Here is a 21347-nt window from a genome sequence, read left to right as displayed (position 1 = left end):
TACGCTACGAGACTTCGCCTTTTGCGCGGCTTTGACGGCGATTGCCGGGGTCATCTGACCAAAGCCCGGTGTCAGCAGCCAATGTTCCGCAAGTCATTGATAGCTGCGAACAAGCGCGGATGCTATCAGCCCCCAGCCGTCAACGACCACGAAAAACGCCAGCTTGAATGGCAAGGCCACCACGGCGGGCGGCACCATCATCATGCCCATCGACATCAGCACCGCCGAAACCACCAGATCGATGATCAGAAAGGGCAGGGCGACAAGAAAGCCGATCTCGAATGCGCGCTGGACTTCGCTAAGCATGAAAGCCGGTATCAGCACCGATAGACGATCCGGCACGGCATCCGGTTCAGGTGCGATTTCGGCCAGCCTCGCCAGCATTTCGGGATCGGTGCGCGTTTCCATGAAGCCGCGAAACGGCTGGATCCCGCGGGCAAATGCCTGATCGACGGTGATCGCCCCGCTCTGCAATGGGGCGCCCGCGATGTTCCACGCCTCGGTCAGGACGGGCTCCATGACGAACCAGGTCAGAAACATCGCCAGGCTGACGATCAGCATATTCGGAGGCGATTGCTGCAGGCCGATCGACTGACGCAGGATAGAGAGCACCGTCACGATAAAGGGAAAGCAGGTCACCATGATCGCAATGCCCGGTGCCAGCGACAGCAGGGTCATCACTGCCAGCAAGGTGATGGCATTGCGCCCGACACCATTCGACAGGCTATCCATGGTCGTGCCCAATGCGTCCTGCGCAAATGCGACATGGGGCAGCACAAACAGCGCCAAGGTCAGGAATATGCGCATCACGGCTGTTCTGCCGGACCAAGGATGCGCACCCCAAGCCGACTTTCTCCCTCGGTTGCGGCGGTCAGCTCACCGCGTGCAATCACCTTGTCGCCGACGCAAATGTCCACGCCGTCCGATATTTCCTGATCCAGAGTCAGGATGTCGTCCGGGCGCAGCCTTGACAGTTCGGCCACCGAAAGCTGGGTGGCACCAAGGCGGATAGTCACTTCGACCAGGATCTGGTCGGTCGCGATCAGGCTGGCTAGATCGTCCATGTCATTCCCTCATGCTGATTTCTGAAAGCAGTTCGATCATGTCCTGCGCGGGCTTTTCCGGGCTGAAGTGAATGCGACCGCCTTGTGTCACGATCTCGGCCCCGGTCATGTCGCAGGGTTCCAGCGCAATGTTCGCAAAACCCGCCCGCGCGATGCATTGCGCCACATCCTGATCCAGATCGGGCGGGCAGCGGATTTTCAGCACGGCCGTATCGCCATGACGCGCCAGCATTTCCAGTTCCTGCCCCAGTGCCGCAAGCAGGCGTTCGCGGATGCTGGATTGACCGAGTGTCTGGACGATGGCTGCCAGAACCGGCTGGACCGTCGCCAAAGTCTCGTTGCGGATGCGGCTGTTTTCGATGTCGTTGTCACGGAGCGCCCCGCCAATCTGGGCAAGTTGCTGCGTCAAGTCGTCCAGAGCGGCCTGTCTTCCGGCCGCAAGACCGTCGGCATATCCTGCCTGATACGCCGCATCGACGTCCTCGACGGTCGGGGCGGGCATGGGCGCGACCGTCACGGATGCAAAGGATTCCAGCCGCAAGACAGCCGATTTCATGCCGCGTCCTCACGCTTTTCGATCAACCGGACAGAAGCTTCAGGCTTTCATCCTTGCGTGATTTCATCAGCTCCTTAAGCCGGGCCACAGGGTCTTCGTTGCTGCCTGCCGAGGGCGAAAAGTCGATCTCGGCGACGGCGGGCGACAGGGGCGGCATCGCCTCGGCCTCGGGTGGTGGCGGCAACGGGCGGCTGTCATCCAGCGCGGCGCGGCTTTCGGCATTGCGGGCTTTCAGCACCGGGCGCAGCAGGAAAAACACCAGCGCCAGAATGAACAGGCAGATCAGCGCCAGCTTGATCAGACCGTTCAGGTCAAGCCGTTCCAGCAAGCCGCCTGCGCTTGCACTGGTCCCGGCCTCGCTTAGCGAGGCGAAGGGCAGCGATTTGACCGTGATCGCATCGCCCCGCGTTTCATCGAAGCCGACCGCCGATGAAACCAGCTCGCGGATGGATTGCAGCTCGGCCTCGTCGCGCGGCACCAGCGTCTGCCCGCCATTGGCGTCCGCGCGCTGCACGCCGTTCACCAGAACGGCCACGGTCATGCGCCGGGTTGCGCCGGGCTGGCGGTTCACCTCGCGCGTCAGGCGGCTGACCTCGAAATTCGATCGCTGCCGCGTCTCGGCGCGGGTCGAACTGCTTTGGTCGCCCTGATCCTGCTGCCCTTCGGGCAGGTTCGAGGCGGCAGTGACGGCACCCGGTTGGCTGTTGTTGCTTTGGTCCGACGACTCCTCGCTTTCCTGCGAGATCAGGGCGCGTTGTTCAGGGTCAAAACGCTGCTCGGTCAGCAATTCGGATTCGGTGACCAGATCAAGGTTCAGCTCGACGATCGCATTGCCGGTGCCGACATGCGCCTCAAGGATGCGCTCGACATTCCGCTTCATCTCGGCCTCGCGATCCTCGCCGGCCAGATCGTCGTTCGAGGCGACGACGCCGCGTTCGCTGTCGATCACGCTGACATGATCGGGCGACATGCCCGGAACGCCTGACGACACCAGAAACTTCAACGCTTTGGCCTGACTGCGGCTGATGGGTGTGCCGTCCGTCGTCAACGTGACCGAGGCGCTGGATTGCGCTTCCCGCCGGTAGCCGCGGGCATTGGGCACAGCCAGATGGACGCGGGCCGTCGTCACATTCGGCAGGGCAAGGATCGTGCGGGCAAGCTCGCCTTCCTTGGCGCGCCAATAGGCGGCATCGAACATCTGAGATGTGGTCCCGAACCCGGACATGCCGTCCAAAATCTCATATCCCGTGCCGCTGGCCGAAGGCAGCCCCTCGCCCGCCAGCGTCATCCGCAAGGCGTCGCGGCGGGCGTCTTCGACCCAGATCGCATCGCCGCGAATTTCATAAGGAACGCCGGATTTTTCGACCGCAGCCATGATCGCGCCGGATTGTTGCGGGTCCAGACCGGAATACAGCATCGCCATGTTCGGCCTGCTGGCCAGCCATGACAGGCCGATGACGCTGCCAAAGGCGATGGCGAATGCCGCAACCAGGACCGCGCGTTGCTTTGCGCTGCGTTCGCGCCAGTATTCCTGCAACTTTAGCAAAACCGCCCCCTTCGAATCGGCCGTGATCAACTTTCACGTGTGTCATGGCATGGCGGCGATTAAGAATTGGTTAGCTCCAAGGTGATACCCAATCGGCAGACCGATGGAGAATCACCATGACCGACGCCGCCGTCCCGGCCGACGCGCAGCCCGCCAAGGGCAGGAAAAAGCTTCTGCCGATCATCCTTGCCGTTCTGATGCTGGGGGGCGGATTTGCCTCGACCTATCTGGGGTTCTGGTCGCCCATGGCGCTGCTTAAGGCAGGCGACCATGCGCCCGAGGCGGCCCCGCTGCCGCAGACGCAATTCGTGGCCGTGCCGCAGATCGTGCTAAGCCTGTCGGGCCATGCGCCGCGCACGTTGGTGATGACGCTGAAGATTGAAACCGATGCTGCAAACCGGCCTGCGATCGAACATCTGCTGCCGCGCCTTTCCGATGCCTTCAACAGCTTCCTTGCCGGGATCGAGCCTAGTGCATTCGAAAAGCGCGGCATCCTTGACATCCTGCGCGACGAATTGGCGACGCGGGCCGTCTATGTGCTGGGCAAGGACGCATTCAGCGACATCCTTATCACGGAGTTCCGCATCCAATGACGCTTTCCCAGATCCTTCAGGCCGGGCTTCTGACGTTCTCGGTCGGGCTTGCGCTGTTCTGCTTTGTGCTGGCGCGGCGGTTGCGCAAGCTCAATGACCTGGAAACCGGGCTTGGCGGTGCGATCGCGGTGATGACCAGTGAAATCAACCGTCTGGAACGCTCGATCCAATCGGCCAAGGCCGAGGCGACGCAGGCCACCACCGGGCTTGCGGGCGAAATCGAACGCGCCAAGGAAGAACGCGCCTTTTGGTTGCTGCAACAGAAATTCGCCCAAAGCACCGCCGCCCGTCCCGCCAAGCTGCAGCGCCGCCGCCGCCGCGCCCCACAGGAGATGGCCGATGCGTAAGCATGTGCTTTCCGTGCTGGGCGGGGTGCTGGTTCTGGCTGCGGCTGCGCAGGGCGTCATGCTGATTGATGGCCGCGAAAGACTGCGCGCCAATGCCGAACCTTCGGCATTGCTGTCTGGCTGCACCGATGTTCCCGAAGCCGTAACGCTCGCCGATACGCTGCATCAGCGCGGGCTGCGGATCGAACGTTACATGCAGGACATCGACCGTCGCAAGGCCGAGATTGCCGTGGCCGAGCAGCAGCTTACCGAAAAACTGGTCGAGTTGCGAAAGGTCCGTCAGCAGATCAAGGATCAGCAGAACGGCAGCAGTCGTGCGCAGACCGACGACATCGCCCGCATCATTGCGGTCTATGATCAGATGAAGCCGGAACAGGCGGCCATGGTGCTGACAAACCTGCCACCGGATTTCGCCGCACAGATTCTGGCACGGGTGCAGCCCGAAACCGGAGCGCGGATCATGGCCTCGGTCGAGCCGGGGCAGGCGGCGCTTCTGACATCATACATGGGCGCCATTCGGGCGAAGAATTAAGGGAAAGCCATGATCGGTATCGTCGGAATTGTCGTGACCTTTGCCATGGTCTTTGGCGGCTATCTGCTGGCCGGGGGCAAGCTGGGGGTCATCCTGCATTCGTTGCCCTATGAGATGATGATGATCGGCGGCGCGGCTGTCGGAGCCTTTCTGCTGTCGAACGAAATGGGCGTCGTAAAGCAGGCTTTGGGCGGCATCGGACGGTCGATCAAGGGGCCGAAATGGCACGAATCCGATCTGCAGGACGTATTGTGCCTGCTGTTTCAATTGTTGCGTATCGCCCGCGCCAACCCCGTCGAGCTTGAAGGGCATATCGAAGATCCGGCCAATTCGCCGATCTTTCAGGCCTATCCCCGAATTTTGGCAGATGCGCAGGCGGTCGAGCTGATCTGCGACACATTGCGTTCGGCCAGCCTGAACTATGACGACCCTTATCAGGTCGAAGAAATGCTGTCCCAGCGCATCGGCCTGATGAACGAAGAGGCGATGCACGGCTCGCACGCGCTGCAAAACATGGCTGACGCATTGCCTGCACTGGGGATCGTCGCGGCAGTCCTTGGGGTCATCAAGACCATGAGCTCGATCGACCAACCGCCCGAGGTTTTGGGCAAGATGATCGGCGGCGCATTGGTCGGCACCTTTCTGGGCGTCTTTCTGGCCTATGCCATCGTCGCGCCCTTTGCCCAGCGTTTGCAGGCGGTCACAAAACAGGACCAATCCTTTTACGATGTCATCAAATCGGTTCTGGTCGCTGGCCTGCACCAGCATGCCACGAACCTGTGCGTCGAGGTGGGGCGTCAATCTGCCCCCGAGCATGTCCGCCCCAGCTTTGGCGATCTGGAAAACGCGCTGCGTGATCTCAAGAGGGCGGCGTGACCCCGGCGCTGACGATCATGGCGCTGCTGACGGGCACTTCGCCTGACGTGGTAACGCCTGAGGCGGCGTCGCAAGGTGCCGCGCCGATGATTGCGGAGGCGACCGAATGGTTGCTGGAGGGCCAGCCATTGCCCGCTGATCTGGATGCGCGATTGCGCCTGCTTGCGCCGTCCGAGCGGATGCGCGTCATCGTGTTCCTGCGTCGGTCGGGAATGCTGTCCGGGGCCGGCTGGGCGGTCGATGACCTGCTGGCTCCGGCGACGGAGAGCCTGGAATGAGCGTCGCCGAAACCCTCCCCACCAAAGGCTTGCCGATCCGTCCGATGGTCATCACGACGGGGCTGGTCATCATCGTCCTGTCGATGGTGCTGCCCTTGCCCGCATCGGTGCTGGACGTCGGCATCGCGTTTTCCATCGCGACCGCGACGCTGATCCTGGTCATGGCGGCGCTGGTGGACAAGCCCACCGACTTTCAGGCATTCCCGGTCCTGCTGCTGGTGTCGCTGCTGATCCGGCTGTCGCTGAACGTGTCGTCAACGCGGCTGATCCTGACGCATGGACAGAACGGCCCCGATGCGGCGGGCCATGTCATCAACGGGTTTGCGGAATTCGTCGCGGGCGGTTCGCTTTTGGTGGGACTGACGGTGTTTGCCGTCATCACCATCGTGAACTTCATGGTCATCACCAAAGGCTCGGGCCGGATGGCCGAGGTTTCGGCGCGTTTTGCGCTGGATTCGCTGCCCGGCAAACAGCTTGCCATTGACGGCGACCTGAACTCCGGCGCGATCGACCATGATGAGGCGAAGCGCCGCCGCGTGCAGGAACAGCGCGAGATCAGTTTTTACGGATCGCTGGACGGCGCCTCGAAATTCGTCAAAGGCGATGCGATTGCGGGTCTGGTCATTACGCTGATCAACCTTTTCGTCGGTCTTGCCAGCGGGGTGCTGGTCCATGGGATGCCGATCAGCGAAGCTCTTTCGACTTATTCCAAACTGACCATCGGTGACGGGTTGGTCACGCAGATCCCTGCGCTGATCACCTCGATGGCGGCGGCGCTGTTGCTCTCGCGGGGCGGGGCTACCGACACCACCGCCGATCTGTTGTCGAAGCAGCTGATGACCAACTGGCAGGTGCCTGCCGTGGTGGCCGGGGGGATGCTGCTGGTCGCGATGATCCCCGGAATGCCGCTGCCGGTCTTTCTGACGCTGGCCGCCGGGCTGGGCGCTGCTGCGTGGATCATTCGCCGCCGCGAAACCTCCCGCACCCTGCCCGAGCAGAAACCCACAGCGCCGCCTGCCGCCCCCGCTCAGGCCCGGATCGGTGATGTGCTGGATACCGAAGAAATCAGCGTCGAAATCGGTGCGGACCTGATTGCAAGTGCATTGGATCAGGGACGCGGCCTTGGCCAACGCATCACCAACCTGCGGCTGCATGTCGCGCGGACCTATGGCCTGATCCTGCCCGATGTGCGGATTACCGATGGTTCCTGTTTCGCGGACGGCGAATACATGATCCGCCTGCAAGGCGTGGTGCGTGGACGCGGCAGACTGATACGCACTGCCGTTCTGGCACTTGGTCCCGAGGAGGTGCTGCAAGACCTGCCCGGCGATCCGGTGCGCGAACCGGTCTATGACAGTCCTGCCAAGTGGATCGCCCCCGAACGTCAGGACGATGCCGCGATCGCCGGGGCCACTGTCGTCATTCCGATGGAGGTTCTCTCGACCCATCTGATGGAGGTGGTGAAGTCGAATCTGCCCGCGCTGCTGAGCCTGTCGTCGATGCAGCGCATGATCCGCGAGCTTGGCAACGTCTCGGACGAACATCGCGCGCAACTGAACCAACGTTTCTTCGATGGCATGGTGCCCGACAAGGTTGCGCCCGAAATGCTGCTGGCTGTCCTGCGCGGAATGCTGGAGGAGCGGCTGTCGATCCGCAATCTGGTGCTGATCACTGACGCCGTGCACGACGCGCGCAGCGCAGCCACCCCCGAGGCGGTCTATGAACAGGTCCGGCGCAGATTGCGGGGCCAGATCACCGAACAATTCTCGACCGCGGACGGTCATCTGGACATCCTGCAACTGCACCCGCAATGGGAGGCCGAGATTGCCCGCGCCGAAGCCGAGGCAGGCCGAACCGGCACAGCGCCCGTGCCGCAACTACAGCAAAAGCTAGCCGAGGAAGTGCGCCGCGCCCTGGCCAGCCTGCCACCCCTGACCGAGCCGGTGCTGGCCGTGCCAGACCATCGCCGCCGCCTGATCCGCATGATGCTGGCCTCGGCAAGTGTGTCAGTGCCTGTTCTTGGGCTGGATGAAATCGATCCGATGGCCAAGGTGCGGGTCTGTGCCACCGTCTCGGCATGACGGCACTGACCGATCCCGATATGGCGTCGCTGCTGACTGTCTTGCTGTTGACCTACTGCCGGGTTCAGGCCTGTCTGCTGGCTTTGCCCGCATTCTCGATGCGCGGCTTGCCGGTCAGATTGCGGGTGGCGCTGGCGATGTCGCTGACACCGCTTCTGGCCGAATTCGCCGCACCGCCCGCTGGGGCGGAAAGCCTGCCCGACCTGTCGATGCTATGCGCAGCCGAAATCGTCACGGGGCTGGCGCTGGGGGGGCTGGTGCGTCTGTTCGCCTTTGCGCTGGAAATCGCGGCCTCGGCCATTGCGGCGACGGCATCATTGTCGCAAATCATGGGGGTCGCGAACGAGTTTTCGCCACATCCCATTGGCAACCTGTTGCATCTGGCGGGGCTCGCGCTGCTGATGGCCATGGGTTATCCGCTGCTGGTCTGTGACCTGCTGCGCGAAAGCCTTGCACTGCGTCCGGTCGGCGGCTGGCCGGTCATTGCAGAATTGATGCCCACCGTGCTGGGGCTGATCCGGCGCAGTTTCGTGCTGGCGATGCTGCTGGCCGCCCCGTTTATTCTGGGCGGTTTTCTGTTTCAGGCCCTATCGGGGATGATCAGCAAGGTCATGCCCGCGCTGCCCGTGATGTTCATCGCGGCCCCCGGCGCGATCCTGCTGGCATTGCTGGCGCTGGTCTTGCTGACACCTTCGATACTGTCCGTCTGGGCAGATGCCGTGCTGAACGTCATGGCGGCGGACCTGCCATGAGCGAGCAGGAAGAAGACAAGCAGTTCGAGGCCAGCGAGCAAAAGCTGCGCCGCGCCCGTGAACAGGGCGATATTCCACGCTCGGTCGAGCTGTCATCGGCCATGATGTATCTGGGCCTGTGGATGGCACTGCCCTTGGCAGCGGCTTGGGCGCTGCCGGACTGGGTTGCGATGGCCGCGCGCGCGATGGGTGCAGAGCCCTGGCCGGATGGGCGGGGCCGATCGGTCATGGACATTGCGTGGGGGCTGTCAGGATTTGCCAGCCTTGCGACGCTGGTCTTTGTCGCGATCATGACCGTGCCGATCTTTGCTGGATTGATCGTGCAGCGCGGCATTGTCTTTACCCCCAAGAAACTCATGCCGGATCTGAACCGGATCAATCCGTTGAAGAACGCCGCGCAGAAATTTGGCGGCGCGGGGCTGGCGACCTATGCGATCTCGCTGCTCAAGGTTTGTCTGGTGGGGGCGGGGGGCTGGCTGCTTTATGCCTCATTGCTGGGTTGGATGATGACATCGGGGGCGATGGCCGACCTGCAATGGGTCGCGGGGCTTGGGCTGATGATGCAGCGCGTCGTCTGGCTGGCGCTGGGGATCGGCTTTGCCTTTGCAGCCATCGACATACTATGGAAGCGGCTGGAATATTTGCGCCGCCAGCGCATGTCGCGCAAGGAAATGCTGGACGAACACAAGGAAAGCGAAGGCGATCCGCACCTGAAATCCGCCCGGCGGCAAAAGGGGCTGGACATCGTGATGAACTCGATGCTGGCCGATGTCGAAAAGGCCGATGTCGTGATCGTCAACCCGACCCATTATGCCGTCGCGCTGGAATGGAAACGTGGCAGCGGCCGCGCACCCGTCTGTCTGGCGAAAGGGGTCGATGATGTCGCCCGTCGTATCCGCGAAAGGGCTGGCGAACATCGCGTGCCGATCTGGTCGGATCCGCCCTGCGCGCGCGCGCTCCATGCCACCGTCGAGGTTGGGGCCGAAATTCGCGCCGAACATTTTGCCCCGGTGGCAGCGGCCATCCGATTTGCCGAAGCCATGCGTAAAAAGGCGCGTGGTGGCTGGTCCGGTTTGCCGACGACCCGAAAGAACCAAAAATGAGGAAAAAGGCTGATGAACTGGCGCGTCTTCAGCGTCTGGCGCAGTTAAGGTCGGATATCGAAATGCGCAAACTTTCGGTCTACCGGGCGCATGTCACGGCGGCCCAGTCGCGAATCGCGGTCATCGAGGCCAAGATGCAGCAGCTTTACGCAAGCAGCGCGCCGTTTTCGGTGTCCGAGGCACGTCTGGCCAATGCGCTTGCTGGCGATCATGCCCGCCAGCTTGTCCGGGCGGAAGCCGATCTGGCGCGCATGATGCCAGGCTTTGAGAGCGCCCGCGCCGCAGCCATCCGCGAATACGGTCGTGTCCGCGTATTGGAGGAAATCCGACTTAGCGCGCGGGTGCTGGCCGGGGACGGTCAGGGGTCAGGGAAAGGACCGTCGTAAAACAACGCTTTCCCGTAACTGTCAAAAAAACGTGAACAAATTGCCGTAAAGCGACCCGGCCTTGGTCTGGCAGATCAGGCTGACCCGGACTGTTTCAGGGCTGATGAAAGACAATGGCCTTGCCGCTCAGACTTACTGCACCCGTCACTTACGCCAATTTTTCACCGTTTATGCTGGGACAGCACAGCACGGGCCAGGTGCAGATCAGAAGGCGAAGGAATGTTTTGGCAATCATCGCTTGACCCGATACGAGACAAAATGATTCTGATTATTGTAAACAACAACTATTCCGGGTCCTCATACCCCGGAGGCGGAGCAGGCGGGGCACGATCCGACGGCATGGAAGTTCGAATGGATAGGGATTGGCAGGTGCGACTGGCAAAGCGCAGCTTTGGGACGGTAGAGATACACCGGCTGGCAAAGGCTATGCAACATGCCGCAATCCGAATAATACGGATCCGGCCCGGTCGCGGATCGGCCTGTTTCAGAGTGCCCAGTCTGGGTCAAGCGCCTGAACCGTTTGAATGTTAATGAGGAGAATCGAACGAATGGCGAAAGCCCTTCCCGTTACGCGGGGCCGCAAGTTCCAGCAGGTGCTTGAGGGTGCGCGGACGATCTTCCTGAGAGACGGGTTCGAAGGCGCGAGTGTCGACGACATCGCGCGCGAAGCAGGCGTGTCCAAAGCCACGCTTTACAGCTACTTTCCCGACAAGCGGATCATGTTCATGGAGGTGTTCCGCAGCGAATTGGCGCGGCAAGCCGCCGATGCCAGCGCGCTGATCGAGGTCGATCTGCCGGTCGATCAGATCCTGCCCTTTATCGTGCAGATCATCTCGGCGCATATCGTGTCCGATTTCGGATTGCGGATATTTCGTGTCAGCGTGGGCGAATCCGAACGTTTCCCTTCGCTTGCACAGGAATATTACGAAGCCGGCCCCACGCTTTTGCGCCAGCAGCTGATCAAATATCTGCAGCATTGCGTGGCGCGGGGCGAGTTGCGCATCCCCGATTTTGAACTTGCCGCCGATCAGCTGATCGAGCTGTCCAGCGCCACCGTCCACGACCGCGCCCTTTTTCTGGGAACCAAGGCGATCGACAAGGAAACGCTGCGCCGGGTCAACAACGGTGCCGTGCGCATGTTTCTGGCCTATTACGGCGGTGGTGAAACTGCATTCGCGACTGCAGCGGAATAGCCGACGACCTTGCCGCATGCGGCATCTGAGGCAGGCAGGTCACGAATCCGTCGTGAAAAACCTGCGCTGCTTCTATTTTCTTTCGCCGGGCCATATGGTGTCGGCATATTTGCTCTCTGACGCTGGATGACTTTGCGATGATCCGACCTCTACTCGTCCTTGCCGCCCTTGCTCCGCTGGTCGCCTGCGCGCCCGCTCCGGCACCCGCGCCGGAGCCGGTTCTTGCGGTCGATCCCGTTCCGGTCACGCCGGTCGCGGGGATCAGTGGCCTGCAGTCGCGCGAACCCGATGCCTGCCACGCCAAGGATTACGTCTCGGCACTGGGTCAGCCCGGCAGCGTGATTTCCGGTCTGGGCCTGACCCGCGACTATCGTGTGGTCGAATATCGCGGGATCGAGCCGCAGGAATATGATCCGCTGCGCATCGTGTTCCGTCTGGATGCGGCTGGCAACATCTACAATATCGATTGCGGCTGATGCGGATGCGAGCGCTGGCCGCGCCATTGGCCCTGCTTGTCCTTGCCGCGTGCGAGGAGCAGGCACCCGCGCCGGTTTCACCGTCGCAGCCCCCAACCGAGGATGCCTGCGGCGCATCGCGTTTTCAAGGGCTGGTCGGCCAGTCCAAGGATGCGGTGGCCAAGGCGAACCTGCCCGAAGATGCGCGTATTATCGGCCCCAATGACGCGGTGACGATGGATTTCCGTCCCGCGCGGTTGAACGTCGAAATCGGCACCGATGATCGTGTCGCGCGGGTCGGCTGCTACTAAGGCAGCATGCATGATTGTGGCGGGATTGGCGCGGGCGAAAGCTTCGCGCCATTCTGGTTTTTCGGGGACAGGACGTGATCCAGCTAAGGCGCTGTTTTACAAGTGTCTGATTGACCAGTCGTCCCCTCAGCATTTGCCTGTATCGCTTTGGCAAGCTGCGTTGTCGGCGCCTTTGACGGGCGCGCTGCGTAACTGGTGCAGGTGTGGCATGACAAAGCGGAACACGCCGCGAATATATCCGACGCGATATGCCCGAACGGCTTGAGGTCTGGAAAACACGGATACGATATTGGCAGAGGTCCAAACGCGAACTTGGCCGCACGCGTCGAATGCAACCCGCAGAATTCGCAGCATCCACTGAAAGCGATGGAGGCGGGTACCGGAATCGAACCGGTCTTCACGGATTTGCAATCCGCTGCGTAACCTCTCCGCCAACCCGCCGTTGTCGTAGGACTGACCGGGGGTTTAGCTGCTTCGGCGGCGGGGTGCAAGACGGGGAATGCTGCGCCCGGCCTGCTTAGTCCCGGCGCGGCGAATAGATATAGTCGCGGCGGAAAGGGTAATCCGACCCAGCGCCCGGAAGGTCGTGACGCGTGGCCTGCCCGTCCGGGCGCGTCATCAGGATCTGGTAAAGCGAAGTCCAGCCCTCCTCGAATGCCAGCGCGCAGCCCGCCAGATACAGGCGAAAGGCGCGCAGCACCTCGGCGGCGCGGTCGGGGGTCATGGTCTTGCGCAGCACGGCCTCGGCCTCGGGCAGACGGGCCTCCAGATTGTCGGACCAGCACCACAGCGTGCGGGCGTAATGCGGGCGCAGGTTTTCGGTATCCACCATCTCAAGCCCGGCTTGCGACAGCTGGCGGATTGCCAGGCTGACATGCAGAAGCTCTCCGCCCGGAAAGATGAACTTCTCGATGAAATCGCCAAGCCCGCCGCCGATCATGGCATCGTCCAGCCCAGAGACAGTGATGCCATGGTTCATGGCCATCCCGCCGGGGCGCAGCAGGTCATGCACATTGCGGAAATACAGCTGCATATTCGCGCGGCCCACGTGTTCGAACATCCCGACCGAGGCAAGCTTGTCAAAAGGCCGCTCTGGCTTGAGGTCGCGATAGTCGCACAGGTGGATGCGGACCCGGTCGCCCAGCCCCTTTTGCGTGATCAGCTGCGAGACGTGATCGAACTGGTTCTGCGACAGGGTGATGCCGGTCGCATCGACGCCGTAATTTTCGGCGGCATGGAACAAAAGCCCGCCCCAGCCCGCGCCGATGTCCAGAAAACGCTCGCCCCTGCGCAGGTCCAGCTTGCGGCAGATATGGTCCAGCTTGGCGGTCTGCGCCTGTGCCAGATCCATATCGGCCTTGCGGAAATAGGCGCAGGAATAGACGCGCTGCGGGTCCAGCCATATCTGGTAGAATTCGTCCGAAACGTCATAGTGAAAGCGGATCTGGGCCGCATCGCGTTCGCGGTTGTGGCGCAGGATGGACGCAAGGCTCCACCAGACGCGCTGCCATGGTTTGGGCTTATGCGCTTGCCCGTCATCGGGAACCAGCGCCGCCACCACATGCATCAGCGCGCGCATACTGCCGTCGATGCTGACCTCTCCGGTGACGATCTTGGCCCCCAGAGCACCCAGATTGCCCGATGCCATGGGGGCAAGCGCGGCCATGTCGTGAAAGGCCACCTCGACCTCGGCGCTGGGTGGTCCGATCACGCCACCCGAGGGCAGGCGGATGCGCAAAGGCACGGCCAGATGGTCAAGTCGGTTCTGGATCGCATGTTCGATGGATGTCATTGACAGACCCCCTTCGCCTCAGCGGCCGGGAACGGTCGGGCCGCTACCATACGAGAGATATTCGCCCGAAAGCCGCGCGGGTCAACCCCCGAGGGGTCGGGATTATCATATTCGAATGGCAGAAAAAACGAAGGCGGCCCTAAGGCCGCCTTGTCGTTTTCTTCCCGAGAGAAGATTTTGGAGCGGGCGAGGCGATTCGAACGCCCGACCCTAACCTTGGCAAGGTTATGCTCTACCCCTGAGCTACGCCCGCACTCCGTCCCGATGGCGCGTCGCCTTCGGTGAGCGGTGATTTACGGAACGGTGCGGGTGGGTGCAAGAGGAAAATAGCGATCCTGCAAAAAAATCTTCGGGTGCCGCTGCGGCAGGGTCGGACCCCGGCCTTGACCCGGACCGGCAAAGCAAGAAACCATCGGACAAAGGGGGCGATGCCGATGAAACCAGCCGACCGGCTTTCCGAATTCGTGCGCCTGTCCTTGGCGCAGGGCGGCGATGCTCAGACGATCCGCGCGGCCTTGGGGCAGGCGGGCTGGTCTGCGCCCGAGATCGAGGATGCCATGTCGGGCTGGCTGCCGGGCCAGCCGCCCGTGCCGCGCCCGCGCCCCTATGCCTCGGCGCAAGAGGCGCTGCTATACGGGCTGCTATTCGTGTCGCTGGGCGTCGTTGCGTGGCATCTGTGCCAGTTGGGCATGGGGCTGATTGATTACCTGATCCCCGATCCCGGCGAATATCCGGTCGCGCCCGGCAGTTCCGAACGCTGGTCCATCGCGGCGCTGATCGCCTTCACGCCGGTCTTTGTGCTGCTAAGTCGGCAGGTGGCGCGGCTAAGCCGGGACGACGCGGGGCGCAGGCGGTCCTTGGTGCGCAAGTGGTTCGCTTCGCTGACGCTGATGGTGGCGGCGCTGGTCTTTCTGGGCGACGCGATCTGGGTGATCTATGCACTGCTGAACGGCGATCTGACGCTGCGGTTCATCTGCAAGGCGGCGCTGGTTGCGGTGATCGCCGCGCTGGTGCTGGGCTATTACCGGGACGAGATGGATGGCTAAGGGCTGGACGACCATCGCCATCGGGATCGTCGCTGCCTTGGCGGTGGTGCTGGGGCTGGTCCTGACCGGCGGACCGGGTCATGCCCGCAAGCAAAAGCGCGACATGCAGCGCGAACAGGATCTGATAAGCATGTCGTCATGGATCGACTGCATCGCGCAGTCGCGAAACGCCTTGCCCCAGACGCCTGAGCCGACCGATCAATGCGCGTGGGACCAGCGTGCCGCCGGCCCCTATACGCAGGCGCCATATCGCTATCAGGCGATCTCGCCGCGCAGCTATCGCATCTGCGCGGATTTCGAATTGCCGCCGCAGCGACCGATCGACCGGTGGGGCCGCGATGCCGAGGGCTGCATCACCCGCGAATTCCTGCCCCGCGGCTAGACGGTTTCGGGCTGGGTCAGCAGCGCGCCGATGGGGCGTTCGCCCGCATCCAGGGCCAAAGCGGCGCGCAGGAATGCGGGCAGGGTGACCGCGTGGCGCGTGAAATCGGCGGGGGGTGTCAGCACCGGGTCCGCCTCAAGGCACAGGTCCAGCCCATTCGCCTCGCCGTCGCCGCGGATGGTGATGTTGAAGCCGTCGCCCGGACCATTTGACAGCACATGCCGCTGGGTTTCGGTGCCGTCGAAACGCGCAGGCTCGAACGGCAGGACGTTGATCAGCGGCGAGAAAAAGAACCGCTGCGACGCGCCCAGCCCATAGTCGAAGCCGATCTGTTCGATGCGGTAGCGGCCATGACGGCGCAGCTTGCGCAGGCGGCCCGCAAGTTGCGTCACGGTCTGCGCGACGCTTTCGGTCGCGGCCACGCTTGCGTCGAATGGCAGGATGTTGACGACCAGCGCCGGGATGCGGATGGCGACGCTGCCCATCCGGCTCATGTAAGGCAACCAGATCGGCATGGTGACACGGCCTGCGCTGTCCTGCACCCTTGCGGCGGAATGGTCGCGCAGTTCCAGCGCGGCCCATGCCGAACACAAGGCAGTCAGCAGATCGGGCCAGCCGATGCCCAGTTCGGATGCCCGCGCCAGCAGCGATGGGCGCAAATCGACCAGCGATTCTTCGTGGCACATCGGACTGGCCGGATAATCCTCTGAACCCTTTTGCAGCACCTTGGGCGCGGGCGGGGCGGACAGAATATCGGTCCAGTGCTGGCCATCCTTGGCGTGGCGCGGACTGGCGCGGTAGTCGCCTTCCTCGGTCAGATAGGCGAAAAAGCTGGTCAGCGGCTCGCCCGTGGGCAGCCCGTCGCGATGGGCGGCGTAAAGCTGGGCGCAGCGCGTCTCCATCAGGCCCATCGCGTAGCCGTCCAGAACGATATGATGGCCGCGGTTATACCAGACAAAGCGGTCGGCCCCCAAACGGATCAGCCATTGCTGCGACAGGGGCTGGTTCACCAGATCCAGCGGCGCTTCCACATCGGCCTGCATCATGGCCATTGCATCGGCCATCGGATCGGGCCTGACGCTGAAATCCAGATGCCGCAATTCGGGCCGCCGCGTCGGGTCAAGCTGCTGACGCGGCCCTTCGTCACCTTCGGTAAAACGCAGTGACAGCACATCGGTTTCCGCCACGACCTGCGTGATCGCACGGGCCAGCGCATCGGCATCGACCGCGCCGCGCAGCTCGACCGCATGGGCCACGGTCGAGACGGCCTCGCCGGGATGCAGGCGGAATTCTTCCCAGAAATCCAGTTGCGCAAGGGTCAGCTTATATTCAGCGCGTTGATATTTCGTCATGAAATCCTGCCGCCCAACGATGGGGGTCATCCGTTTGTGCAAGGGAAAGCTGGCTGGGGTGGCGGCATTTGTCGCCACCCCGCTTGCTTCGAGAGAGAAAGCTGGATAAAAATACTCGACTATTATGCCCCGTCAAGCGGGCGTCGTGGTGTGGGCTGAACCCCGCCACCAGCGAAGGACAGGCAGATGATCGAATTCACCCCGTGGCCACAGGATCAGGCCCGCCGCTATCGCGAGGCTGGCTATTGGATCGACCAGCCCATGACGCATCTTCTGGATGCGCAATTGGCGGTGCAGCCCGACGCCACGGCCATCGTCTGCGCAGACCGTCGCTTCAGCTATGCCGATCTGGACCGCCTGTCGCGCCATCTGGCTGCGCGTCTGGCCGCGCAGGGGCTGGGCCATGGCGATACCGCGCTGGTGCAGTTGCCGAACGTGGCCGAGTTCTTCATCAGCTTCTTCGCGCTGCTGCGCATCGGGGTCGCGCCGGTCAACGCGCTGTTCAGCCATCGCCGGTTGGAGATGACCTCATACGCCGCCCAGATCGCGCCCAAGGTCGTCATCGCATCCCGCGCGCATGAGCTTTTCGCCGATGACGCCTTTGCGGATGAACTGCGCGCGGGCGGCGTCCGCCATGTTTTGTTGCTGGGCGACGATACGCCCCGGACAAACCTTGCCCATTGGCTGACGCATGACGCCGACCTGCCCGCGGATGCCGGCCCGACGCCTGCCGATCAGGTTGCGTTCTTTCAGCTTTCGGGTGGCAGTACCGGCACGCCCAAGCTGATCCCGCGCACGCACAACGACTACGATTACAGCGTCCGCGCCAGCGCCGAGATCAGCTGCTGCACGCCCGCCACGCGGTTCCTGTGCGCGCTGCCTGCGGCGCATAACTTCACGCTTAGCTCGCCCGGTTCGCTGGGGGTGTTCCACGCGGGCGGCACGGTGGTTCTGGCCCCAAGCCCCGAGCCACTGACCTGTTTCGACCTGATCGCCCGCGAAGGCGTCACCATGGTCCCGCTGGTCCCGCCCGCCGTCGCCCTGTGGCTGCGCGCGGTCGAAGAAGCCCCATCCCACCGCGCCAAGCTGGACACGCTGGAACTGATGCTGGTCGGCGGCGCCAGTTTTGCCGAGGCGGTGGCCCGGCGCGTGCCCGAAACGCTGGGCTGCCAGTTGCAGCAGGTCTTTGGCATGGCCGAGGGGCTGGTGAACTATACCCGGCTGGGCGACGATCCGCAGATCATCTTTACCACGCAGGGCCGTCCGATCAGCCCCGACGACGAAATCCGCGTCTTGGACGAAAGCGGCGATCCGGTGGCCGATGGCACGCCCGGCGCATTGGCGACCCGTGGCCCCTATACCTTCCGCGGCTATTATCGCAGCCCCGAACACAACGCCAAGGCCTTCGACGCGGATGGGTTCTATCACTCGGGCGATGTGGTGGTGCGCGAAAACGGCTATCTGCGTGTCGTCGGCCGCATCAAGGACCAGATCAACCGGGGCGGCGAAAAGATCGCCGCCGAAGAGATCGAGAACCTTCTGGTCCGCCATCCCGACATCACCCACGCCGCGCTGGTCGCGGTCGAGGATGCCAATCTGGGCGAGAAAAGCTGCGCCTTCCTTGTGCTGCGCGACGGGGCCGAAAAGCTCTCTCCGCCCGCTTTGCGCCGCTGGCTGATCGCCCAAGGCGTTGCCGAATACAAACTGCCCGACCGTTTCCGCATCGTGCCTGATCTGCCGCTGACGGCGGTGGGCAAGATCGACAAGCGCCGCCTGCGCGACAGCCTTGCGGCCACCGCCTGAAAGGAAAGACCATGACGACCACAATTGACATCAGCCGCGACTGGCTGGCCACCCGCATCCAGACCATGATCGAGGATGATTGCGACATCGACCCGGCCGAGAATCTGGTGCTTTACGGGCTGGATTCCATCGCCGTGATGACGTTCTCGTCGGAACTGAAGCAGTTGGGGATCGAGGCAAGTTTCGAGGAACTGGCCAAGGAACCCACGCTGGATGCGTGGTGGGCCTTGTTGCAGGCGCGCCGCTAAGGGCGCGCCGCAGGTTCAGGCGCGCAGCGTCGCGCCGCCATCGACATACAGGTCGGCCATGGTGACATGGCCCGCCTGATCGGACAGGAAGAACATGACCGCCCCGGCAATATCCTCGGGTGTCGCAAGTTTCTTCATCGGGATGCCGGTGCGATAGGCCTCAAGATTGCCGTCCAGCACGGCGCGTTCGCCCGCCCCGCCATCGGATGCCCACATGCCGGTCTGCATCGGCGTCAGCGTCGATCCGGGCGCGACGATATTGCAGCGCACGCCCTTGGCCGCCAGTTCCAGCCCCAGACAGCGGATCAGCATGGTCGCTGCCGCTTTGGAGGCGGCATAAGCCCCCATGTTCAGCCGCGGGATTCCCGCCGCATTGGAACTGACGGTGACGATGGCCCCCGCACCCTGCCGCGCCATGGCGACACCAAAAGCGCGGGTGACGTTGAAGGTGCCGGTCGTGTTGATGTCAAAGACGCGCTGCCATTCGGTCAGCGCCATGTCCAGCAGTGGGCTGATCGTCACGATCCCCGCGACATGGATGCCAAGCGCCAGCGGGCCGTGCTGCGCCTCGGCCCAGGCGACCAGCGCATCCGCCGCCGGTCCGTCGCGCACGTCCAGCACATGGGCGATCGCGCCGGGGGCCACGGGGTTTGCGGCCAGCGCGGCCTCGGTATCGGTGGCGATGACGGTCGCACCCGCGTCCAACAAGGCGCGGGTGACGGCTTGACCGATGCCGCCCGCGGCCCCGGTGACGATGGCAAGCTTGCCTTCAAATCCGGTCAGGCGCATTCAGAGACACTTTCGAAAACGGTCACGGCCTGATCGGTGGTCATCGGCACGCCGCATGTGGCGGCGATCCAGCCCATCGCCAGATCCAGCTTGTCGCGGCTGAAATCGGCCTGCGCATCGGCCACGGCGAAGGTTTCGATGTCGCGCTGGAACGCCTCGACCGCGGTGGCGAGGCAGCCGATATGGGCATAGACGCCGCAGATCATCAGCTGGTCGCGCCCGCGCGCCCGCATCAGCGTTTCCAGATTCGACCGCTGAAAGGCGCTGTAGCGATGCTTGACCAGCACGATGTCGGCTTCGGTGGGCGCAAGCGCGGGCAGTACCTCCTCATGCTCGGGCGTGGCGCTCATGCCCGGTCCCCACAGATCGGCCTGCAAGCCGCGATCGGGGCGGAACTGGTTGCCCTTTTGCGCAGTGTAGAAGACCGGCACCCCCGCCGCGCGGGCATCGGCGATCAGGCGGGCGATATTAGCCACCACCGGGTCCAGCACGCTGGCCGGAAAGGGGCGGCAGAAATAGCGCTGCATGTCATGGACCAGCAGCGCGATCCGGTCCCGCTGTGGCTGCCATGCGCCGCGCGCCGCTGGCAGATCGGCCAGCACCGGCAGGGCGTAGGGGGCGATTCCGGGAAGTCCCATGGTTTACTCCGTCACTTTGTTCACGCCCGAAAGCCCCGCATCCAGCGGCAGCCCAAGGGCGGTCAGGAAGGCGCCGAACTTGGCGCCGGTTTCAGCCGCCTCGGCCATCGGGTCCGAGCCGGGAACGATGCCCGCCCCCGCATAAAGCCGGGCCTGCGAGCCACTGATTTCTGCGCAGCGGATGGCGACCTGCCAAGCGCCGTCGCCCTTGGCATCGCACCAGCCGACCGCCCCGGCATAGAAATCGCGCGGGAATGCCTCAAGCGCGCCGATCAGGTCATAGGCGCGGCGCATCGGCGCACCGCAGACAGCGGGCGTGGGATGCAGCAGCGCCGCCAGCACGACCGAGGGCGTGTCGGGATCGGTCAGCTCGCCCTCGATCCGGGTGCCCAGATGCCACATGCTGCGGGTGTTGGTCAGGGTCGTGCCCTGCGGCGCGGCAAGTCGGCGACAATGGGGCGACAGCACGTCCATGATGTATTCCACCACGAAAGCATGTTCGCGATGGTCCTTTTCCGAATGCCGCAACGCCTCGGCATTGGCACGGTCCAGCGCCGCATCGGCCAGACGCCGCGCCGACCCCGCCAGCGGATGCGAGGAAATCGCCCGGCCCCGCTTTTCCAGCAGCAGTTCCGGCGTCGCGCCGCAAAGCGTGCGCCGTGCGGCATTGCCCTGTGCGGGCAGGGCCACGCGGAATGCGGTGACAGCCGGATCCGCCCCCAGCCGCGCCATCAGCGCCGGAACCGGGATTTCCACGCCCGCCTCGATCAGCAGGCTGCGGGCAAGGACGATCTTTTCCAGCGCATTGGGCTTGCCGGCCTCGTCCTGCATGATGCGCAGGGCGTGATCGACGGCGGCCGCGTAATCGCCCGCAGCAGGCTGCGCCGACAGGTTCCAGTCGCGCAGCGGCAGCACGCCTTGGCCGTCGGCGTCGGGGGCGTCGTCGGTTCTGGCACTGGCCGGGCACAGCCACAGACAATCGGCGTCGTCGCGTTCAAAGGGCAGCGCACCGCCAAGGATCGCGCCGCTACCTGCGCTGGCCAAGGCGCGGTCCACGCGCGCGGCCAGGGTTGTCATCGTTCCGCGTGGCAGGGGAATCGGCGCGCCGCGTCCGATCACCCGGCCCTGCGGACCGTCAAACGCAAACAGCACAGGATGCTGCGTGCGCGGTGCCAATGTCTCGATGGCCTCTGACATGCGAATGTTCATGTGTTTTCTCATCGA

The 21347-nt window shown here is 63.5% G+C and carries 25 protein-coding genes and 2 tRNA genes; 16 read left to right on the top strand and 11 right to left on the bottom strand.

Annotated elements, in window-relative coordinates; translation table 11 throughout:
* Positions 1-93: 93 nt before the first annotated feature.
* From fliP to fliF, 4 genes are read right to left on the bottom strand one after another with little or no spacing between them, the layout of a single operon-like run.
* Entirely contained in the window at positions 94-807 is a 714-nt protein-coding gene (fliP, locus tag FN835_RS11405; RefSeq protein WP_142663350.1) for a flagellar type III secretion system pore protein FliP, read from the bottom strand.
* Entirely contained in the window at positions 807-1064 is a 258-nt protein-coding gene (locus tag FN835_RS11400) for a FliM/FliN family flagellar motor C-terminal domain-containing protein (protein ID WP_142663349.1), read from the bottom strand. The genes fliP and FN835_RS11400 overlap by 1 nt, the downstream gene beginning before the upstream one ends.
* Position 1065: 1 nt before the next feature.
* Positions 1066-1620 (bottom strand): FliH/SctL family protein, encoded by a 555-nt coding sequence (locus FN835_RS11395; protein WP_142663348.1) that lies wholly within the window; start codon positions 1618-1620, stop codon positions 1066-1068.
* A gap of 22 nt (positions 1621-1642) precedes the next feature.
* A complete protein-coding gene (gene fliF, locus FN835_RS11390) occupies positions 1643-3166 on the bottom strand; it encodes a flagellar basal-body MS-ring/collar protein FliF (protein ID WP_246098713.1) in 1524 nt (507 codons plus the stop codon).
* Between the two features lie 116 nt (positions 3167-3282).
* Between fliF and FN835_RS11385 the strand changes: the two genes are divergently transcribed.
* The 12 genes from FN835_RS11385 to FN835_RS11330 all read left to right on the top strand — a co-directional run bounded on the left by FN835_RS11385 (position 3283) and on the right by FN835_RS11330 (position 12073).
* Positions 3283-3759 (top strand): flagellar basal body-associated FliL family protein, encoded by a 477-nt coding sequence (locus FN835_RS11385; protein WP_142663347.1) that lies wholly within the window; start codon positions 3283-3285, stop codon positions 3757-3759.
* On the top strand, positions 3756-4106 hold the full coding sequence (locus FN835_RS11380; RefSeq protein ID WP_142663346.1) for a hypothetical protein: 351 nt from the start codon (positions 3756-3758) through the stop codon (positions 4104-4106). Before FN835_RS11385 ends, FN835_RS11380 begins: the two co-directional genes overlap by 4 nt.
* Positions 4099-4638, top strand: a complete 540-nt coding sequence (locus FN835_RS11375) for a MotE family protein (protein WP_142663345.1) — start codon at positions 4099-4101, stop codon at positions 4636-4638. The genes FN835_RS11380 and FN835_RS11375 overlap by 8 nt, the downstream gene beginning before the upstream one ends.
* A 9-nt stretch (positions 4639-4647) precedes the next feature.
* Positions 4648-5514 (top strand): flagellar motor stator protein MotA, encoded by an 867-nt coding sequence (gene motA / locus FN835_RS11370; protein ID WP_142663344.1) that lies wholly within the window; start codon positions 4648-4650, stop codon positions 5512-5514.
* On the top strand, positions 5511-5792 hold the full coding sequence (locus tag FN835_RS11365; RefSeq protein ID WP_142663343.1) for a hypothetical protein: 282 nt from the start codon (positions 5511-5513) through the stop codon (positions 5790-5792). Before motA ends, FN835_RS11365 begins: the two co-directional genes overlap by 4 nt.
* Positions 5789-7873, top strand: coding sequence for an FHIPEP family type III secretion protein (locus FN835_RS11360; protein ID WP_142663342.1), 2085 nt, complete (start codon positions 5789-5791; stop codon positions 7871-7873). The genes FN835_RS11365 and FN835_RS11360 overlap by 4 nt, the downstream gene beginning before the upstream one ends.
* Positions 7870-8625, top strand: a complete 756-nt coding sequence (locus FN835_RS11355; RefSeq protein WP_142663341.1) for a flagellar biosynthetic protein FliR — start codon at positions 7870-7872, stop codon at positions 8623-8625. Before FN835_RS11360 ends, FN835_RS11355 begins: the two co-directional genes overlap by 4 nt.
* On the top strand, positions 8622-9728 hold the full coding sequence (gene flhB / locus FN835_RS11350; RefSeq protein WP_142663340.1) for a flagellar type III secretion system protein FlhB: 1107 nt from the start codon (positions 8622-8624) through the stop codon (positions 9726-9728). The genes FN835_RS11355 and flhB overlap by 4 nt, the downstream gene beginning before the upstream one ends.
* Entirely contained in the window at positions 9725-10114 is a 390-nt protein-coding gene (locus tag FN835_RS11345; protein WP_142663339.1) for a hypothetical protein, read from the top strand. The genes flhB and FN835_RS11345 overlap by 4 nt, the downstream gene beginning before the upstream one ends.
* 548 nt (positions 10115-10662) lie before the next feature.
* Positions 10663-11307 carry a TetR/AcrR family transcriptional regulator gene (locus FN835_RS11340; RefSeq protein WP_142663338.1) on the top strand — a complete coding sequence of 215 codons (645 nt, stop codon included), beginning with the start codon at positions 10663-10665 and terminating at the stop codon, positions 11305-11307.
* A 137-nt stretch (positions 11308-11444) separates the two neighbouring features.
* Positions 11445-11783: a hypothetical protein gene (locus FN835_RS11335; RefSeq protein ID WP_142663337.1), complete on the top strand. Its 339-nt coding sequence runs from the start codon at positions 11445-11447 to the stop codon at positions 11781-11783.
* Positions 11783-12073: an I78 family peptidase inhibitor gene (locus FN835_RS11330; RefSeq protein ID WP_221930415.1), complete on the top strand. Its 291-nt coding sequence runs from the start codon at positions 11783-11785 to the stop codon at positions 12071-12073. Before FN835_RS11335 ends, FN835_RS11330 begins: the two co-directional genes overlap by 1 nt.
* Before the next feature lie 367 nt (positions 12074-12440).
* On the opposite strand, the gene FN835_RS11325 is transcribed toward FN835_RS11330, so the two are convergent.
* From FN835_RS11325 to FN835_RS11315, 3 genes are all read right to left on the bottom strand, one after another.
* Positions 12441-12514: transfer RNA gene (locus tag FN835_RS11325), tRNA-Cys, on the bottom strand.
* Positions 12515-12590: 76 nt separating this feature from the next.
* Positions 12591-13865 carry a class I SAM-dependent methyltransferase gene (locus FN835_RS11320; RefSeq protein WP_142663336.1) on the bottom strand — a complete coding sequence of 425 codons (1275 nt, stop codon included), beginning with the start codon at positions 13863-13865 and terminating at the stop codon, positions 12591-12593.
* 178 nt (positions 13866-14043) lie between these two features.
* Positions 14044-14118, bottom strand: a tRNA-Gly gene (locus FN835_RS11315).
* A gap of 181 nt (positions 14119-14299) precedes the next feature.
* On the opposite strand from FN835_RS11315, the gene FN835_RS11310 reads away from it, so the two are divergent.
* Both FN835_RS11310 and FN835_RS11305 read left to right on the top strand, forming a co-directional pair.
* On the top strand, positions 14300-14911 hold the full coding sequence (locus FN835_RS11310) for a DUF5671 domain-containing protein (RefSeq protein WP_142663335.1): 612 nt from the start codon (positions 14300-14302) through the stop codon (positions 14909-14911).
* On the top strand, positions 14904-15293 hold the full coding sequence (locus FN835_RS11305; protein ID WP_142663334.1) for a hypothetical protein: 390 nt from the start codon (positions 14904-14906) through the stop codon (positions 15291-15293). Before FN835_RS11310 ends, FN835_RS11305 begins: the two co-directional genes overlap by 8 nt.
* Here FN835_RS11305 and FN835_RS11300 read toward each other — a convergent pair.
* Positions 15290-16645 carry a condensation domain-containing protein gene (locus FN835_RS11300; protein WP_142663333.1) on the bottom strand — a complete coding sequence of 452 codons (1356 nt, stop codon included), beginning with the start codon at positions 16643-16645 and terminating at the stop codon, positions 15290-15292. The two genes, FN835_RS11305 and FN835_RS11300, sit on opposite strands and share 4 nt — an antisense overlap.
* 186 nt (positions 16646-16831) lie before the next feature.
* Here FN835_RS11300 and FN835_RS11295 point away from each other — a divergent pair, with 186 nt between their 5' ends.
* Positions 16832-18448, top strand: a complete 1617-nt coding sequence (locus FN835_RS11295; RefSeq protein WP_142663332.1) for a (2,3-dihydroxybenzoyl)adenylate synthase — start codon at positions 16832-16834, stop codon at positions 18446-18448.
* Positions 18449-18459: 11 nt separating this feature from the next.
* A complete protein-coding gene (locus tag FN835_RS11290) occupies positions 18460-18696 on the top strand; it encodes a phosphopantetheine-binding protein (RefSeq protein WP_142663331.1) in 237 nt (78 codons plus the stop codon).
* 15 nt (positions 18697-18711) lie between these two features.
* Here FN835_RS11290 and FN835_RS11285 read toward each other — a convergent pair whose 3' ends face one another.
* From FN835_RS11285 to FN835_RS11275, 3 genes are read right to left on the bottom strand one after another with little or no spacing between them, the layout of a single operon-like run.
* Positions 18712-19485: an SDR family oxidoreductase gene (locus tag FN835_RS11285; protein WP_142663330.1), complete on the bottom strand. Its 774-nt coding sequence runs from the start codon at positions 19483-19485 to the stop codon at positions 18712-18714.
* Entirely contained in the window at positions 19476-20123 is a 648-nt protein-coding gene (locus FN835_RS11280) for an isochorismatase family protein (protein ID WP_142663329.1), read from the bottom strand. Before FN835_RS11280 ends, FN835_RS11285 begins: the two co-directional genes overlap by 10 nt.
* A gap of 3 nt (positions 20124-20126) precedes the next feature.
* Positions 20127-21332, bottom strand: a complete 1206-nt coding sequence (locus FN835_RS11275) for an isochorismate synthase (protein WP_142663328.1) — start codon at positions 21330-21332, stop codon at positions 20127-20129.
* Between the last annotated feature and the right edge of the window lie 15 nt (positions 21333-21347).

The sequence above is a fragment of the Paracoccus laeviglucosivorans genome (assembly GCF_900182695.1).
In the GTDB taxonomy this organism is placed as follows: Bacteria; Pseudomonadota; Alphaproteobacteria; order Rhodobacterales; family Rhodobacteraceae; genus Paracoccus; species Paracoccus laeviglucosivorans.
This window is presented reverse-complemented; position numbering and strand designations above follow the sequence as displayed.

Coding starts and splice junctions, on each gene's coding strand:
- fliP (WP_142663350.1), bottom strand. CDS start 807: ATGCGCATATTCCTGACCTTGGCGCTGTTTGTGCTGCCCCATGTCGCA.
- FN835_RS11400 (WP_142663349.1), bottom strand. CDS start 1,064: ATGGACGATCTAGCCAGCCTGATCGCGACCGACCAGATCCTGGTCGAA.
- FN835_RS11395 (WP_142663348.1), bottom strand. CDS start 1,620: ATGAAATCGGCTGTCTTGCGGCTGGAATCCTTTGCATCCGTGACGGTC.
- FN835_RS11385 (WP_142663347.1), top strand. CDS start 3,283: ATGACCGACGCCGCCGTCCCGGCCGACGCGCAGCCCGCCAAGGGCAGG.
- FN835_RS11380 (WP_142663346.1), top strand. CDS start 3,756: ATGACGCTTTCCCAGATCCTTCAGGCCGGGCTTCTGACGTTCTCGGTC.
- FN835_RS11375 (WP_142663345.1), top strand. CDS start 4,099: ATGCGTAAGCATGTGCTTTCCGTGCTGGGCGGGGTGCTGGTTCTGGCT.
- motA (WP_142663344.1), top strand. CDS start 4,648: ATGATCGGTATCGTCGGAATTGTCGTGACCTTTGCCATGGTCTTTGGC.
- FN835_RS11360 (WP_142663342.1), top strand. CDS start 5,789: ATGAGCGTCGCCGAAACCCTCCCCACCAAAGGCTTGCCGATCCGTCCG.
- FN835_RS11355 (WP_142663341.1), top strand. CDS start 7,870: ATGACGGCACTGACCGATCCCGATATGGCGTCGCTGCTGACTGTCTTG.
- flhB (WP_142663340.1), top strand. CDS start 8,622: ATGAGCGAGCAGGAAGAAGACAAGCAGTTCGAGGCCAGCGAGCAAAAG.
- FN835_RS11345 (WP_142663339.1), top strand. CDS start 9,725: ATGAGGAAAAAGGCTGATGAACTGGCGCGTCTTCAGCGTCTGGCGCAG.
- FN835_RS11340 (WP_142663338.1), top strand. CDS start 10,663: ATGGCGAAAGCCCTTCCCGTTACGCGGGGCCGCAAGTTCCAGCAGGTG.
- FN835_RS11335 (WP_142663337.1), top strand. CDS start 11,445: ATGATCCGACCTCTACTCGTCCTTGCCGCCCTTGCTCCGCTGGTCGCC.
- FN835_RS11330 (WP_221930415.1), top strand. CDS start 11,783: ATGCGGATGCGAGCGCTGGCCGCGCCATTGGCCCTGCTTGTCCTTGCC.
- FN835_RS11320 (WP_142663336.1), bottom strand. CDS start 13,865: ATGACATCCATCGAACATGCGATCCAGAACCGACTTGACCATCTGGCC.
- FN835_RS11310 (WP_142663335.1), top strand. CDS start 14,300: ATGAAACCAGCCGACCGGCTTTCCGAATTCGTGCGCCTGTCCTTGGCG.
- FN835_RS11305 (WP_142663334.1), top strand. CDS start 14,904: ATGGCTAAGGGCTGGACGACCATCGCCATCGGGATCGTCGCTGCCTTG.
- FN835_RS11300 (WP_142663333.1), bottom strand. CDS start 16,645: ATGACGAAATATCAACGCGCTGAATATAAGCTGACCCTTGCGCAACTG.
- FN835_RS11295 (WP_142663332.1), top strand. CDS start 16,832: ATGATCGAATTCACCCCGTGGCCACAGGATCAGGCCCGCCGCTATCGC.
- FN835_RS11290 (WP_142663331.1), top strand. CDS start 18,460: ATGACGACCACAATTGACATCAGCCGCGACTGGCTGGCCACCCGCATC.
- FN835_RS11285 (WP_142663330.1), bottom strand. CDS start 19,485: ATGCGCCTGACCGGATTTGAAGGCAAGCTTGCCATCGTCACCGGGGCC.
- FN835_RS11280 (WP_142663329.1), bottom strand. CDS start 20,123: ATGGGACTTCCCGGAATCGCCCCCTACGCCCTGCCGGTGCTGGCCGAT.
- FN835_RS11275 (WP_142663328.1), bottom strand. CDS start 21,332: ATGAACATTCGCATGTCAGAGGCCATCGAGACATTGGCACCGCGCACG.